Below are 12488 nucleotides of genomic sequence, written 5' to 3'. Positions count from 1 at the left end.
CCCGCTCCTGCTGCCCGCGGCGATGGCGGGGCCGAAGCCGGAGAAGGCGTTCACTGGCTCACCTCGGCGACAGCGGCCATGCCGACCGCGGGACTGGCCAGGCGTTCGGCGAGACCGCCGGCAGCAGCAAGTTCGCGGCGTTCGGGACGGGCGGCGCTATCCGTGCCCTCATCATCCTCGATCCACTCAGCGAACAGGCTTTCGCTTTCGGGCGCGGGCCGGTTGAGTGCGACGCGGACCGGGTCCGGGGCGTCGATCCCGCGCGGCGTACCAAGCACGGCCAGCTGGCGTTCGTTTTCGAGATATTGGTCGGCGCGCGGCGCGGCATAGCCGAACTCGACCGCGTTCCAGTCGGACAGCTGCTGCTGGCTGGCGCGGGTCTCGAACTCGGTGTCGAGCATCAGCTTAGCCTGCTGCGCGGCGATGATCTGGCGTTCGGCGAGGCGCACGTCGCTTTTCACCGCGTTGACCTTGAAGGTCAGCGCGAGCAGCAGCGCGAAGCAGATGGCCAGCACCAGCGCCCAGCCGATCTGGCGAATGCGTGAACCGCCGACCATCACGCGGCTTCCCGCGCCGGGGTGGCGGTACGCGTGGCGTGGCGCAGCACCGACGAACGCGACCGCGGATTACGCGCGATCTCGGCTTCGCCGGGCTTGATTGCCTTGCTGACATTGGAAAAGACCGGATCATCCTGCGCCGCCAAGGGGACATGACGCGAGGCACTCGGGGTTGAGGACGCCTCGCGCAGGAAGCGCTTGACGATCCGGTCTTCGAGGCTGTGGAAGCTGACCACCGCGAGGCGGCCCCCTTCGCGCAGCAAATGCTCGGCTGCCGACAAGCCATGGGCCAGTTCGTCGAGTTCGCCGTTCACATGGATCCTGACCGCCTGGAAGGTCCGCGTAGCGGGGTCCTTCTTGTCATGCGGCTTGTAGCCCAGCGTCTTGCGCACGACCCGCGCCAGCGCGCCTGTCGTTTCCAGCGGACGCGCGGCAACGATGGCGCGCGCGACCCGGCGCGACTGGCGTTCCTCGCCATAGAGATAGAGCACGTCGGCGATCGCTTTTTCGTCCGCCGAATTGAGGAAATCGGCCGCACTTTCGCCGTCCTGGCTCATACGCATGTCGAGCGGTCCATCGGCCGAAAAGGCGAAGCCGCGCTCGGCCTGGTCGAGCTGCATCGAGGAGACGCCGATATCCATCACCACCCCATCGACCTGCGCAACGTCTGCCGACGTCATGACGTCAAGCATTTCGGAGAAACGATGCGGGTGGAGAACGAGGCGCGGCGGAGCTTCTTCTGTCTCGCTCCATTTCCGACCCGCAGCGATGGCGTCGGGATCGCGGTCGAAAGCATGCACGGTGACGCCGCGTTCGAGCAGGGCGCGCGTATAGCCGCCCGCACCGAAGGTTGCGTCGACGATCACGTCGCCCGGTTGCGGATCGAGCGCGTCGATCACCTCGTCGAGGAGCACGGGAATATGCGGCGCGGCGCTCATTTGCCCTTCGCCTTCACATCGGCGAGGAAGCTTTCGCAGGCTGCCTTGGCGCCCGCCCAATCGTCGCCCATCTGCGCGAGTTCGCCGGGGTTCCACAGCGTGAAGAACCGGCCACCGCCCTGGTAATAGAGTCCGTCTTCGATCTTGCCGAGCATCCGCAGATGATCGGGCATGACGAAACGGCCGCTGTCGTCGAACGGCATTTCCTGGAAGCCGAAAAGCTGGCTGGAGCGCGTATCGCGGTCGAATTCCTTGCCCAGGCGGACGGCGAGCTCTTCCTCACGGTCGAGCTGGGCTTCGAGTTCGGGTTTGCGCGAGAGGCCGAAGCCGACGAGGCAGTTCCAGCTGGGGTGCTTCATCAGGCACAGCACGCGACCATCGCTGCTGTCCTTCACCGCCTTGCGAAACAGGGGCGGAAGCACAAAGCGGCCCTTATCGCCTGCTGGCGAATAGGCCTGACCGCTGTACCCTCCGAACGACACTGTCTCCAAACCCCAATACCGGTTTCATTTGCCTCCTCACCGGGCAAAACCTTCCTCCCTCGCCCAAGCATGGGGGCGAGCCGCTTGGCCCACGGGCCGAGCGCGCAGAGACAGTCCTTGTCCGATGTGATTGCGGTTTATCGCGGGTCAGTCGGGGATGGAAGGGAAAATTGCGGGATTTCACGGGATAAGCCCGTATACCCTTGTTTTAATGTGATAGTTTTCCCGCGAGCAGGCTCGAATTCGTTACCAGTTTCTTAACAAAGCGACTGGAAACGCACGGATTTGTGAGGTGTTGCGCAGAGAATCCCGTGATTTCTCCGGGCCTCGCCCGTGAAATCCCCGGTCAGTCCGTAGCGGCTGGTTCGTCGGGGATCGCGGACTTTAGTACGGCCCACAAGGCGTCCTTGCGGCCCTGCGGAACGCGATCACTGCCTTCCCAGTCGAGCAGCGCGGCATCGGCGAAAAGGACCGCCGCTCCGCTGCCTCGTGCACAGCGTGCGAGCAATCCGTCGCCAAGCACCGTACACGAACTGGTTTCCTGCCGCGCAAAGCGGCCGTGCAGCGCCACCGGAACCGACTGACCTGCCAGCTTGACCGTCCGTTCGCCGCCGGGCTGGGTCTCGTCGAACAGCAGTTCGAGACCCCAATGCGCAAAGATCGGCGACAGCAGCACGACATCCTGCGGCCGGCGCCGGTCACCGATCGGATAGCGCGAGTGGCGCGTCAGCATCGGATCGGCGAGGATTACCGCCTGGCCGCCCTGGACCACCCATTGATCGAAAGAGACATTTTCCGACGGCGCCAGTGCGCGTGGCTGCGCCAGGATCACGCGGTCGAGCCCTTCGAGCGCCTCGGGTTCGAGCGTATCGAGCGGAACGAGGTCGAAGCGCGTCTCGAGTTCCTCGCGCACCCAGTCCTTATGTCCCCCGCCTTCCAGCATCGCGCCGAACTCGCCTTCGCCCCAATAGAGCGGCAGGCTCGAAAACAGCCCGACGCGCGGCTTGGAGGCAGCTTCCTCGCGCGCCTCCCCCGAAGAGCAGGCCGCGGCGAGCAGCGCCATTGGAAGTAAAAGGATGCTAGTTAGCAGCGGGCGGCGGCGCATCGGTTTCGGTCTGCGGGCCGGAGGTCGGCGCGGCATTGGGGGTCGCGGTCGGTTCGGCCGGGAGATCGGGCACCACACCCGCCTCGACCAGCGGGTCATTCTGCGGCGCAGCTTGCGTCGGCTCGGTCGTTGGCGCGGCGGCAGGCACGGTAGTGGCATCGGTTTCCGCAGCCCGGTTCTGGATAATGCTCGCCAGCCCGACGAGCAGGATCATCATGACGATGCCGGTGATGCCGATCTGCAAGCGCTGCACGGTGCGCTCGCGCCGGGCATCGCTACCCGGCACTTCGGGCAGCTCGCCCACCGGCGGCTTGCGGCTCATGTCGAAGAATTGGTGCACGCGCATAAGCGTAGGGACCCGTGGCGGGCAGTCAATCGCCCGATTGCAACCAATCGAACACTGGCAGGCCCTTAGCGGCCAACCATTCGGCGCTGTAGAGCGTCGAGAGATAGCGGAAGCCTGTGTCGCACAGGATGGTAGCCACGCGCGGGTTCTCGCGCCCTTCAGCCACCAAATGCTTACCCAGCGCAATCGCGCCGCCGACATTGATGCCCGAGGACAGGCCGAGGCACAGTCCCTCTTCGCGCAGCAGGCGCGCTACCCAGGTCAGGCCTTCCTCGTCCGAAATCCGGAATTGCGTATCGATCGGCGCGCCTTCGAGATTGCCGGTGATGCGCCCCTGCCCGATCCCCTCGGCAACCGAAGACCCTTCGGCCTTCAGCTCGCCATTGGCGAAGTAGTTATACAGCGCCGCGCCATGCGGGTCGGTCAGCGCGATGGTGACGGTTTCATCCAGCTCCTTCAGCCCCATACCCACGCCGGCGATGGTGCCACCCGTGCCCGCCGCGCAGGTAAAACCGTCGATTCGGCCCTCGAGCTGGTCCCACAGTTCCTTGGCGGTGGTTTCGATATGCGCCTTGCGGTTGGCGGTATTGTCGAACTGGCCGGCCCAGATCGCCCCGTCGATCTCTTCCGCCATCCGGCGTGAGACGTGCTGGAAGTGGTTGCAATCGGCATACTTCGTCGGCGGAACGGTGACCAGTTCCGCGCCCAGGGCGCGGAGCGTGTCCATCTTTTCCTTCGACTGGTTGTCGGGCATCACGATGATCGTGCGGTAACCCAGCGCATTGGCCACCAGCGCAATGCCGATCCCGGTATTGCCGGCGGTCCCTTCGACCACCGTGCCACCGGGCTTCAGTTCGCCGCGCTCTTCCGCATCACGGATGATATAGAGCGCTGCGCGATCCTTCACGCTGGCGCCCGGATTGGCGAATTCGCATTTACCAAAGATGTCGCAACCGGCTTCCTCGCTCGGTCCTTCGAGACGGACCAGCGGGGTGTTGCCGATGAGATCGAGCGTATGCTCGCGTACGGGAATTGTAGTCATGGACCGGGAACTAGGCGCGCCGACCCCAACCTGCAAACAACATCAGTCTTCAGGCGCGATAGTAACCTTCAACCCATCCAGTTCCGCCGTGAAGGGGATCTGGCACGACAGGCGCGAAGTCGGCTGGCGGTGATCGGTGGATTCGAGCAGGTCGTCCTCGTCCTCGCTCAGTTCCGGGAGTTTGTCTGCAAACGCCGGGTCGACATGCACATGGCAGGTCGCGCAGGAACAGCACCCGCCGCACAGCGCGAGCAGCTCGTCGAAGCCATTGTCGCGGATCGCTTCCATCACGGTCAGGCCGTCGGCGACGTCGATTTCGCTGGTCTCGCCTTCGCGGGTGGTCACGGTCAGTTTCGGCATTGCGTGTTTCCTCGGTTGCAAAGGGCTACTGGTCGACCCTATGCGTCGCGCTGCTATTCAATCGCGACGGGGAAGGCAAGCGCACTCGCCATGGGGCTGACCAACGCACAATTGCGCACGCATCTCGATACGGTCGCGGCATCCGACCCCGTTGTGGCCGGGGCGCTGGAGCGCTGCGGCTATCCCGAAGAACGCATTCGCCCCACCGGCTACCGCACGTTGCTGCGGACGATCGTCGGCCAGCAGGTCAGCGTCGCATCCGCGGATGCGGTGTGGGCCAAGCTCGAAGCCGAACTGGGCGAAGCTATGCCCGCGCACGAAGTGCTGGCGCGCGATTTCGACACGCTGCGTGCCTGCGGCCTGTCGCGCCAGAAACAGGGCTATGCCCGCAGTCTGTGCGAGCTGGTGGCCAGCGGCGAACTCGATCTGGCCAGTCTTTCCGAAGACGACGAGGAGGCGATTGCTGACCTCACCCGAATCAAGGGGATCGGGCGCTGGTCGGCGGAAATATACTTGCTGTTCGCCGAAGGGCGGCCCGACATCTGGCCCGCGGGCGATCTGGCGGTTCAGGAAGCCGTGGGCCGCATGCTCGAACTGGCGGCGCGGCCAACCGAGAAGGAAACGCGTATCATCGGCGAAGACTGGCGGCCCCGTCGCGGCGCAATGGCCATCTTTACCTGGCACGCATACACCAATGCCGCGCTGTAGCGCGCACGAGGGAGAGAGAGATTGAGCGAGCGCAAGGCGATTTTCATCACCGGCGGCGGGTCGGGCATCGGGCGCGCGGTTGCGCTGTATTTCGGCGAGCGCGGTTGGTTCGTCGGCCTTGGCGACATCGACAAGACAGGCATGCGCGAAACCGAGGAGATGATCGGTAACGGCTTCGTCTATGGCCATGTCCTCGACGTGCGCGACCGCGCGGCCTGGGATGAAGCGCTTGAGGCGTTCTCGGTCGCGGCGGGCGGCCGGATCGACGTGGTGTTCAACAATGCCGGCATCCCGCTTGGCGGGGCGGTGCTTGAAAACAGCACCGAGGAAATCGAACGCTGTCTCGATATCAATCTCAAGGGGGTGCTGTTTGGCGCGCAGGCGGCGCATCCGCATCTGGCGAAGACCGCGCCGGGATCCTGCCTGCTCAACACCGCCAGTGCCGCGGGCATTTATGGCACACCGGGCGCGAGCGTCTATTCGGCGACCAAGTTCGGCGTACGCGCGGTGACCGAGAGCCTCGATGGCGAATGGGCCGACACGGGCATCAATGTCCGCTCGCTGATGCCCAGCTTCATCGACACGCCGCTGCTCGATCACGCGCCCCACGCCGGGGTGAACGAAGGCATCCGCCAGCGTGTTACCGATGCCGGATTGGAAATCACGCCGGTCGAGGAAGTGGCCGCTGCCGCCTGGGCTGCGGTCCATGGCGACCGGCTGCACACGCCCGTGGGCAAGACCGCCAGGCAGATGGCCTTTGCCGCACGTTGGCTGCCCGGACGCGTGCGCAAGCAGACGCGCACCAGCGCCCGTCCGCTGGGCAAATAGGCGCTAGCCGAGCAGCGCGTCGATCTTGCGCGCCATTTTGACATCGCGCAGCGACAGCCCGCTGGCGTCATGCGTGGTCAGGGTGATCTCCACACGGTTGTAGACATTCGACCATTCGGGATGGTGATCGCGGGTCTCCGCGATCAGCGCGACGCGGGTCATGAAGGCGAAAGCTTCGGAAAAGTCGGCGAATTCGAAGCTCCGCGCGATTGCCTTGCCGTCGCGGGCGAGGCTCCATCCGGTCAGCCCGCGCAGCCAGCTGCCACGCTCTTCCTCGGTCAGCTGTTCAACGGTCATGGCTGCGATTCTCCTCTACTTGTCGGTGGCGCGCCTTTTGCCTATCGCCACCGCCCATGCAACCTCGCCTCGTCGCAAAGGATATTGCCTGCCGCCGCGGCGAAAGGCTGCTGTTTCGCAGGTTTTCGCTTACCTGCGATGAAGGCGCTGCCGTGCATGTCACCGGCGCCAACGGGATCGGCAAGTCGAGCCTGATCCGCATTCTCGCCGGATTGCTGCACCCGTTCACCGGCTCGGTGGACCACGCCGGGGCGATGGGACTGGTCGACGAACGGCTCGCGCTCGACGCCCATTTGCCGCTGGGCAAGGCGCTGGCATTCTGGGAAGCGCTCGACGGATGCACCCAGCCGGGCCGCGCGCTCGAACTGCTGCAGCTCGATCCGCTGATGGAGGTGCCGGTGCGCTATCTCTCGACCGGGCAGAAGAAGCGTGCCGCGCTCGCGCGATTGCTCAATCGCAACTGCCCGATCTGGCTGCTCGACGAGCCGCTCAACGGCCTTGACGGCCACGCGCAAGCGGCCTTCGAGACGCTGATTGCGCAGCATTGCGCAGGCGGCGGGATTGCCGTCATCGCCTCGCACCAGCCCATTGCCCTGCCCGCGCCGCACACCATCCACCTTGCAGAGTATGCCGCATGATCGGGACACTTCTTCGGCGCGATCTCGGGCTGCTGCTGCCCGGTGGGCGCGGCGGCGGCGGGGTGCTGCCGCTGCTGTTCTTCCTCGCGGTGGCGATGCTTTATCCCTTCGCGGTCGGGCCCGACGCGCAATTGCTCGCGCGTACTGGTGGCGGCGTGATCTGGGTGGCGGCCCTGCTCGCCGCGATCCTGCCGATCGACAAGCTCGTCTCGGCCGATCTCGATGCTGGCATGTTCGACCAGTTACACTTGCGCGGGGTGAGCGAGGAAGCCGCGATGGCAGTACGGCTGCTCGCGCATTGGCTGGCCTTCGCGCCGCTGCTGCTGCTTGCCACACTTCCTGCGGCAGCGCTGCTGGGCCTGCCGGGAGAAATGACGCGCACCGTCCTGCTCGGCCTGCTGGCGGGCACCCCCGGCCTCGCTGCGATCGGCCTTGCGGTCGCCGCGCTTACCGCCAGCCTGCGCGGCGGAGCGGCGCTGGCCGGGCTGATGGTCATTCCGCTGGCCGTGCCCATCCTGATTTTCGGTGCCGGCGCATTGTCCCGGCCCGATCCGGGCGCGTTGCTGCTCACCGGCGCGATCAGCCTCGGGCTGTGCGCGGTGACACCCTTTGCCGCCGGAGCGGCGATACGCGCGGCGCGCGAAGGTTAGTAAGGCGGCTTGTGCAGCCCCTTGGGGCTTTCGGTGAAAATCTCGACGCCGTCATCGGTAATGCCGATCGAATGTTCGAACTGCGCCGAAAGCGACTTGTCGCGTGTGACCGCAGTCCAGCCGTCGCCCAGCACCTTGGCATGCGCGCGACCGGCGTTGATCATCGGTTCGATGGTGAAGAACATGCCCGGCTTCATTTCCGGCCCGGTTCCCGCGCGCGCCGCATGGATCACCTCCGGCGCATCATGGAACAACCGGCCGAGACCGTGGCCGCAGAATTCCTGCACCACGCCATAGCGGTACTGGCGCGCATGCGCTTCGATCGCCGCGCCGATATCGCCCAGCCGGGCGCCGGGCTTACGCACCGCATCGATGCCCAGCATCAGGCATTCATAGGTCACCTCGACCAGCCGCTTGGCCTTGATCGACGGTTCGCCGGCGAAGAACATGCGACTGGTATCGCCATGCCAGCCGTCGAGCAGCGGGGTCACGTCGATATTGACGATGTCGCCGTCTTTCAGCGCCTTGTCGGACGGAATGCCATGGCAGATCACATGGTTGATCGAGGTGCAGCAGCTATGCTCATAGCCGCGATAGCCCATCGTCGCGGGCACCGATCCGGCATCGAGCATCATACCGCGGACATAGTCGTCGATCGCCCCGGTGGTGACGCCCGGCTGCACGAAAGTGGTGAGCTCATCGAGAATTTCCGCGGCCAGCCGCCCTGCCTTGCGCATGCCCTCGAAACCTTCGGGTCCATGCAGCTTGATCGTGCCGTCGCGATAGACGGTCTCGTCCGCCTCGATTACCTGGTATTCTGTCATGCCGCCCACATAGGCGCTTTGCGCGGCAATTGCGAGATGCCTAGCGTTTCACGCTGAAGGCACCGGCATGCGCAGGTTTGACCGCATCGACGACCGAGGCGGTGACGGGGAAATCGAGCTCGTAATCGCCCTCGGCATAGGCGCCCGCGACATAGGGGCCGAAATAGACCGTGATCCTGTCGAAGGTCTTGCCGTTGGACGAGCCCACCAGCACGCTAGCCTCGTCGAGGCCGGGGCATTTGTCGAACATGTCGTCGCTGCCCTCCTCGATCTCCATACCGCGCCGTTCTTCGCGCGCGGTGTTGAGCGTGTCGCACAGCCTATTGCCCAGCGCCTGTTCGAGCGCGACGGGCGAGTTGAACAGCTCGACCCCCTTCATCGCCTTACCGGCCTTCCGATCCCAGACGAGCGACTGGACGCCATACATGCCATGCGCCCCGCCCGAATAGGTCGCCAGATGGCCCGACAGGCTCAGGTAATCGGGTATGTCCGCCACCACTTGCCACTCTTCGGTGGCGCTGTGCTGGCGCGGGGTCCACTCACCCCCTTCGGAAGAGTCCCAGTCCTCATCCGCGCCTTGCTCGAGCGCCGCGCGCATCGCGTCGGCCTTCTGCCCGAGGAACGCGGCGAGCGCCGGTTCGGCAGCGACTTCCGCGGGCCAGGAATAGGCAAACTGATAGCGCTCGGCTTCCTGTTCGACCGCCTGGGCTTCTGCCGCCGGCGTGGCGGTAGCTGAGGCGTTTGCGGTTGCGCTTGCGCTTGCGGTCGCATTCGAGCTGACCCCCGCCTTGTCGGCATACTCGGCGCTGTCGGAACAGGCCGCACTCGACAGCGCGAGGGAAATCAGGAACAGGGGCGCACGCATCGCGGTTTCCTTTGCGAAAGACGAATTCATTAGAGGCACTTCCGATATGGCCGACAAACAGCCGCTGATCCAGCCCGACCGCGGGCAGGATGCGATTTCCATTCACCTCGTCAACCGCGACGGGCTGGGTGCCTGGCTCAAGCAGCTTTCGACCAGCCAGCGAGCCGCGCTCGAGGCGCAGAAGTTCGACGGCGGCGGCTACCAGACCGCGATCGTGCCCGATGGCGAATGCTGGTTTGCGGTCGGCGGCGTGGCCGATCCCGAAAGCCTTTCGAGCTGGTGCATGGCGCGGCTCGCCGAAAACCTGCCTGCGGGCACCTATCGCCGGACGAAGGGAGCGCCTGGCCCCGCCGTCCATGGCTGGCAGACCGCGCAATATGTCTTTGACCGCTACAAGCGGCCCGAACGCCCGGTCGGCCCGCGCGTGCTGCTGACGCAGGATGTCGGCGCGATTGAAGGCGCCATCGCTGAAGCACAGGCCGTGTGCCTCATCCGCGATCTGGTCAATACACCCGCCGAAGACATGGGCCCCGCCGCGTTGGAAGAGCAGTGCGAGACGCTGGCGAAGCAGCATTCGGCCACGCTCAAGGTGACCGTGGGCGATACGCTGGAGCAGGAATATCCCATGATCCACGCGGTCGGCCGCGCCGCCGCGCGCCACCATGCCCCGCGCCTGCTGCATCTCACCTGGGGCAAGGAAAGCGATCCGATCCTCGCCATCGTCGGCAAGGGAGTGTGCTTCGACAGCGGCGGGCTCGACGTAAAAAGTTCGACCGGCATGCTGTTGATGAAGAAGGACATGGGCGGTGCGGCGCATGCGATTGCCCTGGCCGGGCTGGTCATGGGCGCCGGTCTGCCGGTACGGCTCCACCTGCTGGTCCCCGCGGTCGAGAACGCGATCAGCAGCAACAGCTTCCGCCCGGGCGACGTGCTCCGCTCGCGCAAGGGTTTGAGTGTGGAAATCGGCAATACCGATGCCGAAGGCCGGCTGGTGCTTGGCGATGCGCTCCAGCGCGCCAGCGAGGAAGGGCCTGCGCTGATCCTTGACTTCGCCACGCTGACCGGTGCCGCTCGCGTCGCGCTCGGTCCAGATTATCCCGCGCTGATGGCCCGCGAAGACGCGACCGCGGCGGCGCTGATCGAAGCCGGCCGCGCGCATGACGACGAGCCGTGGCGCCTGCCGCTGCCCGATGCCTATCGCGAATGGCTCAATTCCGACATCGCCGATACCAACAATGCACATGGCAATGCCTTTGCGGGGGCAAGTGTCGCAGGCCTGTTTCTCGACAAGTTTGTCGGCGACGGTATCGACTGGGCGCATTTCGACACTTTCGCCTGGCGCCCGCAGGCCAAACCGGGCCGTCCCAAGGGCGGCGATGCTTATGGCCTGCGCGCCGCCTGGCATATGCTGAAGGGCCGTTTCGGTGGAGCCTGAAGCCCGCCGCCTTGCGAGAAAGCACGCGCGAGGCTAAGCGCCCGCAACGTTCACAACCGGATTTTGCACACAGCGTGACTGCCCCTGCCCGTTACTCCCTCCCCGAAGGTATTGTCGGACTGAAGGGCCCGGTCGACAAGCCCGCGCCCGGAACGCTGCCGCTGCGTGGCGATCTGGCGCATGTCGCACTGGCGGATAGCTATCTCGCCGCACACTACGTGATCCCGCAAGCGCGGACCATCGGCAGCGCGGCCGCAACGCTCAAGCTGAACATGCGCGACGATGCCGACGACGGCGCGACACTTGATGCGGGCCAGGAGATCGAATTGCTCGACTGCGCGGGCGATTGGGCATGGATCACCTGCGGCCCCGAAGGGCCGAGCGGCTATGTCCGGCTTGGCATGCTCGCGCCCAGCCAGTGACGCATGCGGTCTTCATCGACGGCGCCGCAGGCACCACCGGGCTTGAAATCGCCGAGCGGCTCGAAGGGCGCGCCGAGTTCACCCTCATCCGGCTCGACGATGCGCAGCGCAAGAATGCCGGAGCGCGGCGTGAAGCGCTGAACGAAGCCGATATCGCCATCCTGTGCTTGCCCGACGATGCTGCACGCGAAGCGGTCGAGCTGATCGATCCGGCCAATGGCACGCGCGTGATCGATGCCTCCAGCGCGCATCGCACCACCGAAGGCTGGTGCTATGGTTTCCCCGAACTCATCGGCAGTGAACGGGTCGCCAATGCGCGCCGGGTCAGCAATCCGGGCTGCTATCCCACGGGCTTCCTTGCCCTGGTCGCACCATTGGTGCGCGCGGGTCTGATCCCGGCGGACTGGCCCTATAGCGTCAATGCCGTCAGCGGCTATTCGGGCGGCGGCAAGGCACTGATCGAACGGTTCGAAGCCGAAGGTGCGCCGGCATTCCGCGCCTATGGCTACGACATGGCGCACAAGCACCTGCCCGAGATGAAGGCGCATGCCGGGCTTGAACACCCGGTGCTGTTCGCGCCCTCGGTCGCCTCGGCCTACCGCGGCATGATCGTGGAAGTCCCGCTGCATCTCGGCGCGATGGAAAACGAACCGCATGCCGGCAGCCTGCGGGATGCACTTGCCCGCTTCTACGAAAGTTCGGCAGTGGTAACCGTGCACAATACGGCTCCGGTCGGGGAGCTTCTGCTCGACAAGAATGCCGCGCCTTCGGACGGCATGGACCTGTTCGTGTTCGGCAACGAAGGCGGTTGGAACGCCCGCCTCGTCGCGCAGCTCGATAATCTTGGCAAGGGGGCCAGCGGAGCCGCCGTCCAGAGCCTCAACCTCATGTGCGGCCTGCCCGAAACTGCCGGCCTGCGGTTGCCTGTTGCCTAAAAAACAGGCATCGCCTGTCTGCGCTTCGGGCACAATTGCCCGCACCCAATGCTCGA

The 12488-nt window shown here is 65.4% G+C and carries 17 protein-coding genes; 7 read left to right on the top strand and 10 right to left on the bottom strand.

The window, feature by feature from the left end:
• Nucleotides 1-50 precede the first annotated feature (50 nt).
• The 7 genes from N6L26_RS01285 to N6L26_RS01255 all read right to left on the bottom strand — a co-directional run bounded on the left by N6L26_RS01285 (nt 51) and on the right by N6L26_RS01255 (nt 4830).
• Nucleotides 51-557, bottom strand: a complete 507-nt coding sequence (locus N6L26_RS01285) for a hypothetical protein (protein WP_263607224.1) — start codon at nt 555-557, stop codon at nt 51-53.
• Entirely contained in the window at nt 557-1495 is a 939-nt protein-coding gene (gene rsmH, locus N6L26_RS01280) for a 16S rRNA (cytosine(1402)-N(4))-methyltransferase RsmH (RefSeq protein ID WP_263606257.1), read from the bottom strand. The genes N6L26_RS01285 and rsmH overlap by 1 nt, the downstream gene beginning before the upstream one ends.
• On the bottom strand, nt 1492-1917 hold the full coding sequence (locus N6L26_RS01275) for a division/cell wall cluster transcriptional repressor MraZ (RefSeq protein WP_263606256.1): 426 nt from the start codon (nt 1915-1917) through the stop codon (nt 1492-1494). Before N6L26_RS01275 ends, rsmH begins: the two co-directional genes overlap by 4 nt.
• Nucleotides 1918-2323: 406 nt before the next feature.
• Entirely contained in the window at nt 2324-3040 is a 717-nt protein-coding gene (locus N6L26_RS01270) for a GldG family protein (RefSeq protein ID WP_263606255.1), read from the bottom strand.
• 16 nt (nt 3041-3056) lie between these two features.
• Complete coding sequence (locus N6L26_RS01265; protein WP_263606254.1) at nt 3057-3428, bottom strand: hypothetical protein; 372 nt, start codon at nt 3426-3428, stop codon at nt 3057-3059.
• A gap of 25 nt (nt 3429-3453) precedes the next feature.
• Complete coding sequence (locus N6L26_RS01260; RefSeq protein ID WP_263606253.1) at nt 3454-4470, bottom strand: cysteine synthase A; 1017 nt, start codon at nt 4468-4470, stop codon at nt 3454-3456.
• Nucleotides 4471-4512: 42 nt separating this feature from the next.
• The gene (locus N6L26_RS01255) at nt 4513-4830 is read right to left on the bottom strand and encodes a 2Fe-2S iron-sulfur cluster-binding protein (protein ID WP_253518186.1); all 318 of its coding nucleotides are present in this window, start codon (nt 4828-4830) and stop codon (nt 4513-4515) included.
• A gap of 90 nt (nt 4831-4920) precedes the next feature.
• Here N6L26_RS01255 and N6L26_RS01250 point away from each other — a divergent pair, with 90 nt between their 5' ends.
• Together N6L26_RS01250 and N6L26_RS01245 are read left to right on the top strand one after the other, a co-directional pair.
• Nucleotides 4921-5538, top strand: coding sequence for a DNA-3-methyladenine glycosylase family protein (locus N6L26_RS01250; RefSeq protein WP_263606252.1), 618 nt, complete (start codon nt 4921-4923; stop codon nt 5536-5538).
• A gap of 21 nt (nt 5539-5559) precedes the next feature.
• Nucleotides 5560-6366 (top strand): SDR family oxidoreductase, encoded by an 807-nt coding sequence (locus N6L26_RS01245; protein WP_263606251.1) that lies wholly within the window; start codon nt 5560-5562, stop codon nt 6364-6366.
• A 3-nt stretch (nt 6367-6369) separates the two neighbouring features.
• Here the strand turns inward: N6L26_RS01245 and N6L26_RS01240 are convergent, their stop codons facing one another.
• A complete protein-coding gene (locus tag N6L26_RS01240; RefSeq protein WP_263606250.1) occupies nt 6370-6663 on the bottom strand; it encodes a 4a-hydroxytetrahydrobiopterin dehydratase in 294 nt (97 codons plus the stop codon).
• Between the two features lie 56 nt (nt 6664-6719).
• On the opposite strand from N6L26_RS01240, the gene ccmA reads away from it, so the two are divergent.
• Together ccmA and N6L26_RS01230 are read left to right on the top strand one after the other, a co-directional pair.
• A complete protein-coding gene (gene ccmA, locus N6L26_RS01235; RefSeq protein WP_263606249.1) occupies nt 6720-7301 on the top strand; it encodes a heme ABC exporter ATP-binding protein CcmA in 582 nt (193 codons plus the stop codon).
• A complete protein-coding gene (locus tag N6L26_RS01230) occupies nt 7298-7951 on the top strand; it encodes a heme exporter protein CcmB (RefSeq protein ID WP_263606248.1) in 654 nt (217 codons plus the stop codon). Before ccmA ends, N6L26_RS01230 begins: the two co-directional genes overlap by 4 nt.
• Here N6L26_RS01230 and map read toward each other — a convergent pair.
• Both map and N6L26_RS01220 read right to left on the bottom strand, forming a co-directional pair.
• Complete coding sequence (gene map, locus N6L26_RS01225) at nt 7948-8775, bottom strand: type I methionyl aminopeptidase (RefSeq protein ID WP_263606247.1); 828 nt, start codon at nt 8773-8775, stop codon at nt 7948-7950. The genes N6L26_RS01230 and map overlap by 4 nt on opposite strands.
• Nucleotides 8776-8815: 40 nt before the next feature.
• The gene (locus tag N6L26_RS01220; RefSeq protein WP_263606246.1) at nt 8816-9640 is read right to left on the bottom strand and encodes a DUF3298 and DUF4163 domain-containing protein; all 825 of its coding nucleotides are present in this window, start codon (nt 9638-9640) and stop codon (nt 8816-8818) included.
• 46 nt (nt 9641-9686) lie between these two features.
• Between N6L26_RS01220 and N6L26_RS01215 the strand changes: the two genes are divergently transcribed.
• From N6L26_RS01215 to argC, 3 genes are all read left to right on the top strand, one after another.
• Nucleotides 9687-11075, top strand: coding sequence for a leucyl aminopeptidase family protein (locus tag N6L26_RS01215; RefSeq protein WP_263606245.1), 1389 nt, complete (start codon nt 9687-9689; stop codon nt 11073-11075).
• Nucleotides 11076-11149: 74 nt separating this feature from the next.
• The gene (locus N6L26_RS01210; protein WP_263606244.1) at nt 11150-11497 is read left to right on the top strand and encodes a hypothetical protein; all 348 of its coding nucleotides are present in this window, start codon (nt 11150-11152) and stop codon (nt 11495-11497) included.
• Nucleotides 11494-12432, top strand: a complete 939-nt coding sequence (gene argC, locus N6L26_RS01205) for an N-acetyl-gamma-glutamyl-phosphate reductase (RefSeq protein ID WP_263606243.1) — start codon at nt 11494-11496, stop codon at nt 12430-12432. The genes N6L26_RS01210 and argC overlap by 4 nt, the downstream gene beginning before the upstream one ends.
• Nucleotides 12433-12488: the final 56 nt, after the last annotated feature.

The sequence above is a fragment of the Qipengyuania sp. SS22 genome, from assembly GCF_025736935.1.
GTDB lineage: Bacteria > Pseudomonadota > Alphaproteobacteria > Sphingomonadales > Sphingomonadaceae > Qipengyuania.
This window is presented reverse-complemented; position numbering and strand designations above follow the sequence as displayed.

Excerpts from the sequence above, each read along its gene's own strand:
- N6L26_RS01285 (WP_263607224.1), bottom strand. The coding sequence starts at position 557 with ATGGTCGGCGGTTCACGCATTCGCCAGATCGGCTGGGCGCTGGTGCTG.
- rsmH (WP_263606257.1), bottom strand. The coding sequence starts at position 1,495 with ATGAGCGCCGCGCCGCATATTCCCGTGCTCCTCGACGAGGTGATCGAC.
- N6L26_RS01270 (WP_263606255.1), bottom strand. The coding sequence starts at position 3,040 with ATGGCGCTGCTCGCCGCGGCCTGCTCTTCGGGGGAGGCGCGCGAGGAA.
- N6L26_RS01265 (WP_263606254.1), bottom strand. The coding sequence starts at position 3,428 with ATGCGCGTGCACCAATTCTTCGACATGAGCCGCAAGCCGCCGGTGGGC.
- N6L26_RS01260 (WP_263606253.1), bottom strand. The coding sequence starts at position 4,470 with ATGACTACAATTCCCGTACGCGAGCATACGCTCGATCTCATCGGCAAC.
- N6L26_RS01255 (WP_253518186.1), bottom strand. The coding sequence starts at position 4,830 with ATGCCGAAACTGACCGTGACCACCCGCGAAGGCGAGACCAGCGAAATC.
- N6L26_RS01250 (WP_263606252.1), top strand. The coding sequence starts at position 4,921 with ATGGGGCTGACCAACGCACAATTGCGCACGCATCTCGATACGGTCGCG.
- N6L26_RS01240 (WP_263606250.1), bottom strand. The coding sequence starts at position 6,663 with ATGACCGTTGAACAGCTGACCGAGGAAGAGCGTGGCAGCTGGCTGCGC.
- ccmA (WP_263606249.1), top strand. The coding sequence starts at position 6,720 with ATGCAACCTCGCCTCGTCGCAAAGGATATTGCCTGCCGCCGCGGCGAA.
- N6L26_RS01230 (WP_263606248.1), top strand. The coding sequence starts at position 7,298 with ATGATCGGGACACTTCTTCGGCGCGATCTCGGGCTGCTGCTGCCCGGT.
- map (WP_263606247.1), bottom strand. The coding sequence starts at position 8,775 with ATGACAGAATACCAGGTAATCGAGGCGGACGAGACCGTCTATCGCGAC.
- N6L26_RS01220 (WP_263606246.1), bottom strand. The coding sequence starts at position 9,640 with ATGCGTGCGCCCCTGTTCCTGATTTCCCTCGCGCTGTCGAGTGCGGCC.
- N6L26_RS01215 (WP_263606245.1), top strand. The coding sequence starts at position 9,687 with ATGGCCGACAAACAGCCGCTGATCCAGCCCGACCGCGGGCAGGATGCG.